Source organism: Streptomyces vietnamensis, from assembly GCF_000830005.1.
GTDB classification, from domain to species: domain Bacteria; phylum Actinomycetota; class Actinomycetes; order Streptomycetales; family Streptomycetaceae; genus Streptomyces; species Streptomyces vietnamensis.
This window is the reverse complement of record NZ_CP010407.1, coordinates 2,130,216-2,141,833: the sequence shown is the minus strand read 5'-3', so window position 1 is coordinate 2,141,833 and position 11,618 is coordinate 2,130,216. Positions and strand designations below refer to the sequence as shown.

10 protein-coding genes are annotated in these 11,618 nt (G+C 72.4%); 5 read left to right on the top strand and 5 right to left on the bottom strand.

Annotated elements, in window-relative coordinates:
* Window positions 1-13 precede the first annotated feature (13 nt).
* A complete protein-coding gene (locus SVTN_RS09435) occupies window positions 14-1,012 on the top strand; it encodes a TerC/Alx family metal homeostasis membrane protein (RefSeq protein WP_078908270.1) in 999 nt (332 codons plus the stop codon).
* Window positions 1,013-1,087: 75 nt separating this feature from the next.
* On the opposite strand, the gene SVTN_RS09430 is transcribed toward SVTN_RS09435, so the two are convergent.
* From SVTN_RS09430 to SVTN_RS09420, 3 genes are all read right to left on the bottom strand, one after another.
* The gene (locus SVTN_RS09430; protein WP_041128670.1) at window positions 1,088-2,374 is read right to left on the bottom strand and encodes an MFS transporter; all 1,287 of its coding nucleotides are present in this window, start codon (window positions 2,372-2,374) and stop codon (window positions 1,088-1,090) included.
* Between the two features lie 129 nt (window positions 2,375-2,503).
* Window positions 2,504-3,160, bottom strand: a complete 657-nt coding sequence (locus SVTN_RS09425; protein WP_041128669.1) for an MBL fold metallo-hydrolase — start codon at window positions 3,158-3,160, stop codon at window positions 2,504-2,506.
* A gap of 35 nt (window positions 3,161-3,195) precedes the next feature.
* On the bottom strand, window positions 3,196-3,885 hold the full coding sequence (locus tag SVTN_RS09420) for a maleylpyruvate isomerase family mycothiol-dependent enzyme (protein ID WP_041128668.1): 690 nt from the start codon (window positions 3,883-3,885) through the stop codon (window positions 3,196-3,198).
* Window positions 3,886-4,112: 227 nt separating this feature from the next.
* Here SVTN_RS09420 and uvrA point away from each other — a divergent pair, with 227 nt between their 5' ends.
* Together uvrA and SVTN_RS09410 are read left to right on the top strand one after the other, a co-directional pair.
* The gene (gene uvrA / locus SVTN_RS09415; RefSeq protein ID WP_041128667.1) at window positions 4,113-7,142 is read left to right on the top strand and encodes an excinuclease ABC subunit UvrA; all 3,030 of its coding nucleotides are present in this window, start codon (window positions 4,113-4,115) and stop codon (window positions 7,140-7,142) included.
* Window positions 7,143-7,275: 133 nt separating this feature from the next.
* Window positions 7,276-7,713, top strand: a complete 438-nt coding sequence (locus tag SVTN_RS09410; RefSeq protein ID WP_041128666.1) for a Rieske (2Fe-2S) protein — start codon at window positions 7,276-7,278, stop codon at window positions 7,711-7,713.
* Window positions 7,714-7,717: 4 nt separating this feature from the next.
* Here the strand turns inward: SVTN_RS09410 and SVTN_RS09405 are convergent, their stop codons facing one another.
* Window positions 7,718-8,647 carry a hypothetical protein gene (locus SVTN_RS09405; protein WP_041128665.1) on the bottom strand — a complete coding sequence of 310 codons (930 nt, stop codon included), beginning with the start codon at window positions 8,645-8,647 and terminating at the stop codon, window positions 7,718-7,720.
* Between the two features lie 236 nt (window positions 8,648-8,883).
* Between SVTN_RS09405 and SVTN_RS09400 the strand changes: the two genes are divergently transcribed.
* Together SVTN_RS09400 and SVTN_RS09395 are read left to right on the top strand one after the other, a co-directional pair.
* A complete protein-coding gene (locus SVTN_RS09400; protein ID WP_041128664.1) occupies window positions 8,884-9,477 on the top strand; it encodes a papain-like cysteine protease family protein in 594 nt (197 codons plus the stop codon).
* Window positions 9,474-10,235: a hypothetical protein gene (locus SVTN_RS09395; RefSeq protein WP_167352200.1), complete on the top strand. Its 762-nt coding sequence runs from the start codon at window positions 9,474-9,476 to the stop codon at window positions 10,233-10,235. The genes SVTN_RS09400 and SVTN_RS09395 overlap by 4 nt, the downstream gene beginning before the upstream one ends.
* 594 nt (window positions 10,236-10,829) lie before the next feature.
* Here the strand turns inward: SVTN_RS09395 and SVTN_RS09390 are convergent.
* The gene (locus tag SVTN_RS09390; RefSeq protein WP_041128663.1) at window positions 10,830-11,582 is read right to left on the bottom strand and encodes an SDR family NAD(P)-dependent oxidoreductase; all 753 of its coding nucleotides are present in this window, start codon (window positions 11,580-11,582) and stop codon (window positions 10,830-10,832) included.
* Window positions 11,583-11,618: the final 36 nt, after the last annotated feature.

Here is an 11,618-nt window from a genome sequence, read left to right as displayed (position 1 = left end):
CGCCGGAGGCGCAGTGGACGTTTCGATGACCCTGTGGGTCCTGACCATTCTCGGTCTGGGTGCCCTGATCGGTGCCGACTTCTTCATCGGGCGCAAGCCCCATGACGTGTCGGTCAAGGAAGCCGGAATCTGGACGATCGTCTGGATCGTGCTCGCCGCGCTCTTCGGCCTCGGCCTGCTGTTCTTCGGCAACGGCCAGGCGTCCGGGGAGTTCTTCGCGGGCTACGTCACCGAGAAGTCGCTCAGCGTCGACAACCTCTTCGTCTTCGTCCTGATCATGGCGAAGTTCTCGGTCCCCTCCCACCTCCAGCAGCGGGTGCTGCTCGTGGGCGTGCTGATCGCCCTGGTGCTCCGCGCGATCTTCATCGCCGCCGGCGCCGCGATCATCGCGAGCTTCTCCTGGGTCTTCTACCTCTTCGGCGCCTTCCTGATCTACACCGCCTGGAAGCTCATCCAGGAGGCGCGCTCCGACGAGGAGGAGGACGACTGGGAGGAGAACCGTCTCCTCAAGACCGTCGAGAAGAAGTTCGGCGTCGCCGACCGGTACCACGGCACCAAGCTCTTCATCCGCAACAACGGCAAGCGGGTGCTGACCCCGCTGATGGTCGTCATGCTCGCCATCGGCACCACCGACGTCCTCTTCGCCCTCGACTCCATCCCGGCGATCTTCGGCCTCACCCAGGACCCGTACATCGTCTTCACCGCCAACGCCTTCGCCCTCATGGGTCTGCGGCAGCTGTACTTCCTGATCGGCGGCCTGCTCAAGAAGCTGGTCCACCTCAGCTACGGCCTGTCGGTGATCCTCGGCTTCATCGGCGTGAAGCTGGTGTTGCACGCCCTGCACGAGTCCGGGGTGCACGTACCGGAGATCAGCATCCCCTTCTCGCTGGCGGTCATCGGCGGTGTCCTGGCCGTCACCACCGTCACCAGCCTGATCGCCTCCAAGAAGCAGGCGCAGCGCGAGGCGGCCGAGACGGCCGACGTGGAGGCGAAGGACAGCGTCGAGGCCTGACGCCCCTCCGAACACGCCGACGGCCGACCGGGTCCCTCCCGGTCGGCCGTCGCCGTTGTCGCACCCCGGAACCGCTCAGGCGGCCGCGGGCTCGGGCGTCTGCCGTTCGGAGCGGCCCGGGAGGGTCTCCGGGAGCAGGGCGAAGCAGCCGAGGCTCACCAGGGCGATCAGGGTGAGGTAGGCCGCGACGCCCCAGGGCGGGCCCGAGCCGCCGTCCGAGAGGGTGGTGGCGACGATCGGCGTCAGCGCACCGCCCAGGACGCCCGCCAGGTTGTAGCCGACGGCGGCGCCCGTGCAGCGGACGCGGGGCTCGTACAGCTCCGGGAGGTACGCGGCGATCACCGCGAACATCGTGATGAACGCCAGCAGCGAGCCCAGGAACCCGAGGAACATCAGCAGCGGCCGCCCGGTGTGCAGCAGGGCCGCCATCGGGAACGTCCAGAGCGCGGAGGCCGCACACCCCGCCAGACAGAGCGGGCGCCGGCCCCAGCGGTCACCGAGGAGCGCCACGAACGGGGTGACCGCGCCCATGACCGCCACCGCCGCCATCACACAGGTCAGCATCACGGTGCTGCTCACCCCGAGCCGCTCGGTGCCGTAGGCCAGCGCCCAGGTGGAGACCGTGTAGAAGACGGCGTACCCGACCGCGAGCGCCCCCGCCGTCAGCAGGACGAGCCGCCAGTGGTCGCGGAGGACCTCCGTCAGTGGGGCGCCCGCGCGCCGCCCGGAGGCGGACAGCTCCTCGAACTGCGGGGTCTCCGCCAGCGAGGAACGCAGCAGCAGTCCGACGAGGGCGAGCAGCCCCGCCGCCCAGAACGGCACCCGCCAGCCCCAGGAGCGGAACTCCGCGTCGCTCAGCCCGGCGGTGAGCGCCAGCATCACCCCGTTCGCCAGGAGGAAACCGATTGCCGGGCCGACCTGCGGGAAGCTCGCCCACAGCGCACGCCGGCGCTCGGGGGCGTGCTCGGCGGTGAGCAGCACCGCCCCGCCCCACTCGCCGCCCAGGCCGAGCCCCTGCAGGAAGCGGAGGGTGAGCAGCAGCACCGGGGCGGCGATGCCGAGCGTCGCGTACGTCGGGACGCAGCCGACCGCGACCGTGGCGCAGCCGGTCAGGAGCAGCGAGGCGAAGAGGACCGGCCGCCGGCCGTACCGGTCGCCGACGTGCCCGAAGAGGACCGAGCCGAGGGGGCGGGCGAGGAAGCCGGCGGCGAAGGTGCCGAAGGCGGCAAGCGTCCCGGCCAGCGGCGAGAAGGTGGGGAAGAAGAGCGGCCCCAGGACGAGGGCGGCGGCCGTCCCGTAGACGAAGAAGTCGAAGAACTCGATGGCGGTGCCGACGAGCGAGGCGGCGGCGAGCCGTCCCATCGAGGGGGCCGAGGGCGGCCGGGACGGCGACGGAGGGTGACTTTGGCGCATGTCGCGCCAACTACCCCGCCGCCGTCCGGGTTACGGGGGCGTACGGAGGTGCGCAGCTCGGGGGCCGCGCGCCCGGTGTCACCAGCCGCGCTCGTGCCACTCCGCGAGGTGGGGGCGCTCGTCACCGAGCGTGGTGTCCCGGCCGTGGCCGGGGTAGATCCAGGACTCGTCGGGCAGGACCGCGAAGAGCTTGGTCTCCACGTCGTGGATCAGGCTCGCGAAGGCCTCCGGGTCCTTCCAGGTGTTGCCCACGCCGCCCGGGAAGAGGCAGTCGCCGGTGAAGACGTGGGGGTGGCCGTGCGGGTCGTCGTAGACCAGGGCGATCGAGCCCGGGGTGTGCCCGACCAGGCGGCGCGCGGTCAGCTCGACCCGGCCCACCCGGATCGTGTCGCCGTCCTCCACGGGCACGTCGGTCGGGACCGGGATGCCCTCCACGTCGTACGCGCCCGCGTAGGTCCGGGCGCCGGTCGCCGCGACGACCTCCTCCAGGGCCTGCCAGTGGTCGCCGTGCCGATGGGTGGTGACGACGGCGGCGATGCCGTCGTCACCGATCAGCGTGAGGAGCGTCCCGGCCTCGTTGGCCGCGTCGATCAGCAGCTGCTCGCCGGTCGCCCGGCAGCGCAGCAGATACGCGTTGTTGTCCATCGGGCCGACCGCGACCTTCGAGATCATCAGGTCCGTCAACTCGTGCACGTCCGCCGGGCCGCCGACCTTCACCACTCCGCTGTACGTCATGGCCTCAGACTAGCCCCGGAGGGTGACGGTGGCCGCTACAGCGGGGGGAGCTCCGGGAGCGGGCCGCCCTCGGTCTTCAGGGCGGAGCCGTCGCGGCGGCCGGCGAGCCAGCCGAGGAGCTCGGGGGCGGGGCCGCTCACGGTCACCTCGGAGCCCTCCGCGGAGCCGGTGGTCCAGCTGCCCGGGCCGTCCGTGGCCAGGACCCGGGTCGGCGGCACGCCCGCGTTGCCCGTGAACCGCTCCGCGAGGAAGTCGATCTCCCGCTGGACGAACTCCTCCGGCAGGTCCTCCAGCTCGTAGCCGACGCCCAGGTCGACGTGGTGCAGGGCCACCTCCACCCAGCGGCGGAAGGGGATCCGGGAGGCGCTGTCGGTGACCCCGTTGCGGAGCTCGACGGTGCGGCTCCAGTCGGCGGGCTCGGCGCCCGCGGCCTGGAAGCGGTCGGCGCTCTCGCGCACGTCGGCGAGCTGGACGTCCAGCGGCCGTCCGGCGTCCCGCTCGATGTCGGCGTCCCGGGTCGCGGCGTCGGCGTACATGGGACGGCCCTGGAGGACGTTCACGAGGGCGTCGGCGTTACGGGCCACGTGGGCGAGGACATGGCCGCGGGTCCAGCCCGGGAGCCGTGACGGCTCGGCCGTCGCCGCGTTGTCCCAGGAGGAAGCGGCGGCAAGGAGACGGTCGGTCGCCTCGCGCACGGAAACAAGGTCGAGTTCGTGGTCGATCATGGCGCCGACCCTAGGGGGTGCCGGGCCGGTCGGGCCAGGTCCGATCAGGCCCGACCGGCCCGGCACCCCCCCCTGCGCCGCCACTCGTTCGGGTGAAGCGGTCTCGGGACGGCCGGAAATCGAATGTGCGTGCTATAGGCTCGATGGAAGCATCCGGCATCCTTGGTTGTTGGGTGTTCAGGCACATCCCAGGCATATCCGCTCTCTCCAGAAAGGTGCGGACCGGCGTGGCCGACCGTCTCATCGTCCGTGGCGCTCGCGAGCACAACCTCAAGAACGTCTCGCTCGACCTCCCGCGTGACTCCCTCATCGTCTTCACCGGGCTCTCGGGGTCGGGCAAGTCCTCCCTCGCGTTCGACACGATCTTCGCCGAGGGGCAGCGCCGGTACGTCGAGTCGCTCTCCTCGTACGCCCGGCAGTTCCTCGGCCAGATGGACAAGCCGGACGTCGACTTCATCGAAGGTCTCTCGCCCGCCGTCTCCATCGACCAGAAGTCGACCTCGCGCAACCCGCGCTCGACGGTCGGCACCATCACGGAGGTCTACGACTACCTCCGTCTGCTCTTCGCCCGCATCGGCAAGCCGCACTGTCCCGAGTGCCGCCGCCCCATCTCCCGCCAGTCGCCGCAGGCCATCGTCGACAAGGTCCTGGAGCTCCCCGAGGGCAGCCGCTTCCAGGTGCTCTCCCCGCTCGTGCGCGAGCGGAAGGGCGAGTTCGTCGACCTCTTCGCCGACCTCCAGACCAAGGGCTACAGCCGCGCCCGCGTCGACGGGCAGACGATCCAGCTCAGCGAGCCGCCGACGCTGAAGAAGCAGGAGAAGCACACGATCGAGGTGGTCGTCGACCGCCTCACCGTGAAGGACAGCGCCAAGCGCCGGCTCACCGACTCCGTCGAGACCGCGCTCGGACTCTCCGGCGGCATGGTCGTGCTCGACTTCGTCGACCTCGCCGAGGACGACCCCGAGCGCGAGAAGATGTACTCGGAGCACCTCTACTGCCCGTACGACGACCTGTCCTTCGAGGAGCTGGAGCCGCGCTCCTTCTCCTTCAACTCGCCCTTCGGCGCCTGCCCCGACTGCACCGGCATCGGCACCCGCATGGAGGTCGACCCGGAGCTGGTCGTCCCCGACGAGGAGAGGTCCCTCGACGAGGGCGCCATCCACCCCTGGTCGCACGGGCACACCAAGGAGTACTTCGGCCGGCTCATCGGCGGCCTCTCCCAGGCCCTCGGCTTCCGCACGGACATCCCGTACGCGGGTCTTCCGCAGCGCGCCAAGAAGGCCCTGATGTACGGCCACAAGACCCAGGTCGAGGTCCGCTACCGCAACAGGTACGGCCGCGAGCGGGCGTACACCACCCCGGCCTTCGAGGGCGCCGTCTCCTTCGTCAAGCGGCGGCACAGCGAGGCCGAGAGCGACTCCAGCCGCGAGCGCTTCGAGGGCTACATGCGCGAGGTGCCCTGCCCCACCTGCGAGGGCACCCGCCTCAAGCCGATCGTCCTCGCGGTCACGGTCATGGAGAAGTCCATCGCCGAGGTCTCCGCGATGTCGATCAGCGACTGCGCCGAGTTCCTCTCCCGCCTCACGCTCAACGCCCGCGACAAGAAGATCGCCGAGCGGGTCCTCAAGGAGGTCAACGAGCGGCTGCGCTTCCTCGTCGACGTCGGCCTCGACTACCTCTCGCTCAACCGGGCGGCGGGCACGCTCTCCGGCGGCGAGGCCCAGCGCATCCGGCTCGCCACCCAGATCGGCTCCGGCCTCGTCGGCGTGCTGTACGTGCTCGACGAGCCGTCCATCGGCCTCCACCAGCGCGACAACCACCGGCTCATCGAGACCCTGGTCCGGCTCCGGGACATGGGCAACACGCTCATCGTCGTCGAGCACGACGAGGACACCATCAAGGTCGCCGACTGGGTCGTCGACATCGGCCCCGGCGCCGGCGAGCACGGCGGCAAGGTCGTCCACTCCGGCTCCCTGAAGGAGCTCCTCGCCAACGAGGAGTCGATGACCGGGCAGTACCTGTCCGGCCGCCGGTCGATCGCCACCCCGGACATCCGCCGCCCGGTGGACCCCGGACGCCGGCTCACCGTGCACGGGGCCCGCGAGAACAACCTGCGGGACATCGACGTCTCCTTCCCGCTGGGCGTCCTCACCGCCGTCACCGGAGTCTCCGGCTCCGGCAAGTCGACCCTGGTCAACGACATCCTCTACACCCACCTGGCGCGCGAGCTGAACGGCGCCAAGTCGGTGCCCGGACGGCACACGCGCGTGGACGGCGACGAGCTCGTCGACAAGGTCGTGCACGTCGACCAGTCCCCGATCGGCCGCACCCCGCGGTCGAACCCGGCGACGTACACCGGCGTCTTCGACCACGTCCGCAAGCTCTTCGCCGAGACGATGGAGGCCAAGGTCCGGGGCTACCTGCCCGGCCGCTTCTCCTTCAACGTCAAGGGCGGCCGCTGCGAGAACTGCTCCGGCGACGGCACGATCAAGATCGAGATGAACTTCCTCCCGGACGTGTACGTCCCGTGCGAGGTCTGCCACGGCGACCGGTACAACCGGGAGACCCTGGAGGTCCACTACAAGGGCAAGTCCATCGCCGAAGTCCTGAACATGCCGATCGAGGAGGCCCTCGACTTCTTCGAGGCCGTCCCGACCATCGCGCGCCACCTGCGCACGCTCAACGAGGTCGGCCTCGGGTACGTCCGGCTCGGCCAGTCCGCGCCGACGCTCTCCGGCGGCGAGGCGCAGCGCGTGAAGCTCGCCTCCGAGCTCCAGAAGCGCTCGACGGGCCGCACGGTCTACGTCCTGGACGAGCCGACCACCGGTCTCCACTTCGAGGACATCTCGAAGCTGATCAAGGTCCTGTCCAACCTGGTCGACAAGGGCAACTCGGTGATCGTCATCGAGCACAACCTCGATGTCATCAAGACCGCGGACTGGGTCATCGACATGGGTCCGGAGGGCGGCAGCGGCGGCGGTCTGGTGATCGCCGAGGGCACGCCGGAGGAGGTCGCCTCGGTCCCGGCGAGCCACACCGGCAAGTTCCTCCGCGAGATCCTCGGCGCCGACCGGATCAGCGACGCCGCGACGATCCCCGCGGCGCGCGGGACGAAGAAGGCGGCCGCGAAGAAGACGGCGGCGAAGACGGTCGCGGCGAAGGCCCCCGCCAAGAAGGCGGCCACGGCCAAGGTCGCGGCCCCCGCGAAGAAGGCGGCCACGGCCAAGAAGGCGACGGCCCGCGCCCGCAAGGCGTGAGGTCCCGGCAGGGCCCCCGGCGGGGGCCCTGCCCCCCAGGTCAGGCCCGGCCGACGGTCCGGAGGAAGCCGCCGGTATCGTCGGTTCGGTCACCCCTGGGGCGTCTTGTCCCCGATCTCACCGTGGAGCGCTCATGTCCGGCCAGTCCAGCCGCCGCACCGTACTGAAAGGCGCGGCCCTCGCCGGAGCCGCCGGGCTGGGAGTCGCCGCCTGCTCCACCGAGTCCAAGCTCGGCCACGCCGGGGTCCCGACCCCGACCGCGCCCGTCCCGCTCGGCGCCCCGGACGAGGTGCCGGTCGGCGGCTCCAAGCTCTACCGCGAGCAGCGGCTCGTGGTGAGCTGCCCGGCCAAGGGCCAGTACAAGGCCTTCAGCGCCCAGTGCACCCACGCCGGCTGCGTCCTCGACAAGGTCGAGGAGAACGAGGGCAACTGCCCCTGCCACGGCAGCCGCTTCGACGTGACGACCGGCAAGGCGATCCAGGGCCCCGCCACCGTCCCGCTCCCCGAGGTCCCGATCCGCGTCGAGGACGGCAAGCTGGTCGCCGGACCCGAGGCCGCCCCCAAGGCCTGAGGCCTCACGCCCAGTCCCAGTCGATCCCCAGGATCCCCGGGCGCACCCCCTGCTCCACGAGGTGCACCGTGCGGTGCCGGCCGCTCAGGGTCAGCTCCGCACGGCCGCCGCGCGGCGCCCCCGTCGAGGCCTGCGCGAACCTCCGGCACCGCACCGGAAGCGCGGCCTCGTCGAAGCGGACCTGGAGCACGTACTGCCCGCCCGCGAAGCTGAACCCGCGCACGTACTCCCCGCTCGGCCCCGCCGTACCGTCCTCGAAGCCGTACGAGAACAGGTACGTGTCCCCGGCCCGCAGCCGCGCGTCGAAGAGCAGCTCCGCGACGAGCACGCCCGTCCCGGCGTGCCACCGCACCCGCCCCGTCCGACAGTTCTCCACCGCCCGCACCACCACCCGCGACGGGTCGCAGCCCGGGTCGCCGTGGTGGATGGCGAGATAGCGGTCCACGCCGTCCCGGTGCGCCCGCACCACGTGCTGCGACTCGCGCCCCACCAGCTCCCGCCCCGCCCCGATCCGTACCCGCTCGTGGTGCCCCACCGTGTGCAGCCCGCCGTCCGTCGGGGACTCGAGCTCCGCGAGCAGCCCCTCGACCGAGCCCGAGGCCTCCACCAGCGAGCGGTACGAGCGGGCCGCCGGGCGCTCCACCTCGGAGCGGGCGGCCGCGTCCTCCGCCAGGAGCCGCAGCAGCGAGTTCCCGGGCAGCTGGAGCACCTCCTCCAGGGCCCGGACGGCCTTCAGGGACTCCGGCCGCTGCGGGCGGCGGGCGCCCTGCTGCCAGTAGCTCAGACTCGTCACCCCGACCTTGACGCCCCGGTGCGCGAGATGGTGCTGGACCCGCTGGAGCGGCAGCCCGCGCACGGCCAGCGCGGTGCGCAGCGCCAGGTGGAAGGGGCCGGTGTGCAGCAGCTGCACCAGATCGGCCTCGGTGTGGCTCACGAGGACTCCTCCGTGAACGTTCACGACGGGGGCACGGACCGTCGCGCCGCGAGGGGTGGGCGGGCAGGTGGGCCACGGGTGTCCGTTCACACCCGGGCCACACCGTTCACAGTCCGATGTCACCCCGCATTGAAGCGTGTTGACCCGGCCCGGACAACGGCCGATGCTCCTGACCAGCGTCCGGACGCGCTCCTCCGACTCCCCACATCCCCACCCCCCACCCTGGGAGGAACGCGATGCGCAGAAGACTGCTCGACCTCGCGGCACTCGCCGCGGCCGCCCTCTTCCTCGTCCCCGCCACCTCGGCCTCGGCCTCCGCCGCGCCTTCGGACGAGGGTGTCTCCGTCCTCGCCTCCAAGCGCCTGAACATCACCATGCAGGCCCAGCAGAAGACCAACTGGTGCTGGGCGGCGAGCGGCAACACCATCGCCACCTGGTACGGCCGGAACTACAGCCAGAACCAGTTCTGCAACGCCGCCTTCAACCGCCAGCAGGGCTACGACTGCCCCAACTGGCAGGCCGACCTGGGCAACGTCCAGAACGGGCTCAGCTGGGCGGGCATCAACCCCGGCTCGTACGTGACCGGCTGGCTGCGGTACTCGACCGTCCAGACCGAGATCAACGCCGACCGGCCCGTCGAGACCCGCATCCAGTGGTCCAGCGGCGGCGGCCACATGCACGTGATCTACGGCTACGACGACACGAACAGCTGGGTCTACTGGGGCGACCCCTGGCCCTCCAGCGACCGCTACAACTGGGCCTCGCACGCCTGGTACGTCAACAACGGCTCCTTCTCCTGGACCCACTCGCTCTACCGGATCGGGGCGTGACGACGATGAAGATACGTGCCGCTGGTTTCCTCGCCGCCGCCCTGGTGGCCCTCGGGGCGCTCCCGGCGGTCGCCGCCGAGGGCCTCCCGCCCGCGCCGACCCCCGAACAGGCCGCCTCCGCGCCGGGGACCCTGGACACCCTGTCCCGGTTCTTCGCCCGCGACGGGGCCCTCGCCCGCACGGCGGCCGCGCCGCGCGTCGAGGGCGCCTCCGTTCCGGTGCGGCTCCTCTCCCCGGACTTCGTCGCCGGGAAGCCCGGGGCGCCGGTCGCCCGCGTCGAGTTCCGCGCCAGCCGTGCCGTGGCCTCCGACGGGCAGAAGGCCTCGCTGTGGACGGTCGAGCAGGCGGGCGGCTGGCAGGTGGTGAACATCGCCACCGGCGACGACGAGATCCGGTACGCGGAGATGGGCCGCGGCGGCCTCGTCTTCCGCGAACCGCAGATCGACGCGTGGTACGTCCAGAAGGGGACGAAGGTGCTGCCGCTGGACGAGGACGCGGTGCGGGCCGTGGGGCGCGGGGGGACGAGCCTCGCGGCCTATCGGGAGCGGGTGGCCCGAGCGTACGGCGACAAGCTGCCGGGCTCGTCGTACGCGAGGAGGGGCGCGGCGGGGGGTTACGACGCGGCGCCCACGGCCGAGGCCGGGCCGGGCGTCGTGGTGGCGGTGGGGGCGGGGGCGTTGCTGGCCCTGGCCCTGACGGCCGCGGCAACGATACGCCGCCGCGCCAATCGTTCCGCTGGGGCGGCGCCCACCCGCTAGGGCTGCGCCCCGCCGCCTCCGTTGTGGGCGGCGCCCGCCCGGGGCGGTGCCCCCGCCGCCCCCGTTCTGGGCGGTCGTTCCGCCGGGCCGGCGCCCACCCCGTCGTGGGCCGGCGCCCACCCCGTCGTGGGCCTGCGCCCCGCCGTTGTGGGCGGCGCCCACCCCGTTGCGGACGCCTCGTGCCGCCCCCGTTGTGGGCAGTCGTTCCGCTGGGGCGGAACGGGTGGGCACAACGGACCCGCGCCCTGCCGGCGCCAGAGGCTTCCGCGCCTGAACCCGCACCCCCGTGTGCGCCGCGCGGTCGGTGCGGGTCAGGGCGCGGAAGCCTAGGCCCGGCTGGGGGCGCCGTCCCGTGTGCCCACCCGTCCCGCCCCAGCGGGACGATTGCCCACACGGGCGCGGGGCGCCGCCCAGCCCGGGCGCGGGCCCACACGGCGGCGGGGCACCGCCCAGCACGGCGCGGGCCTACACGGGGCGTGGGCGCCGCCCACCGGGGCGTGGTCCCGCACGGGCGCAGGGCGCGGGCCCGGGCGGGCGAGGGGCGGCGCCTCGCACGGGCAGGGGGGCGCCCCCCAGGGCCCCGCGGCGTGGGCCTCAGCGGGCCAGGTAGCCGCCGTCCACCGGAAGGATCGCGCCCGTCACGAACGACGCCTCGTCCGACGCCAGGAAGAGGATCGCCGCCGCCACCTCCTCCGGCGTGCCGAAGCGGCCCATCGGGTGGGCCCGGACGATCTCCGTGAGGTACTCGGGCCCGCCCGGCTCCACGCGCGCGGCGGCCACCCGCTCGGTCTCGATCGTGCCGGGGGCGACCGCGTTGACGCGGATGCCCCGCTCCGCCCACTCCACCGCCAGGTGCTTGGTCAGGCCGGTCGCGACGAACTTCGCCGGACCGTACACCGCCTGCCTCGCCTGGCCCGCCACGCCCGAGATCGACGAGGTGCACACGATGGCCCCGCCGCCCGTGACGAGCATGGCCTCGATCGCGTACTTGCAGGTCAGGAACATGCCCCGGCCGTCGACGGCCATCACCCGGTCGAAGTCCGCCGCCTCCGCCTCGGTGACGGAGAGCAGCGGGATCACGCCCGCGTTCGCCACCAGCACGTCCAGCCGGCCGAAGTGCTCCACCGCCGTGTCGATCATCCGCCGCGCGTCCTCCTCCCGGGAGACGTCCCCGACCACCGGGGTCACTCCGGGAAGACCCGCGAGACGGTCCGCGTCCACGTCCGTGGCCACGACCCGCGCGCCCTCCCGTACGAAGCGTTCCGCCGTCGCCCGCCCGATTCCGCTCGCCGCGCCCGTGATCACGCACACCCGGTCCGCCAGCCGTCCTGAAGTCTCCTGAGCCATGTCCGGCCAACGAGCGGGCCCGCCCTGAGTGTCGGT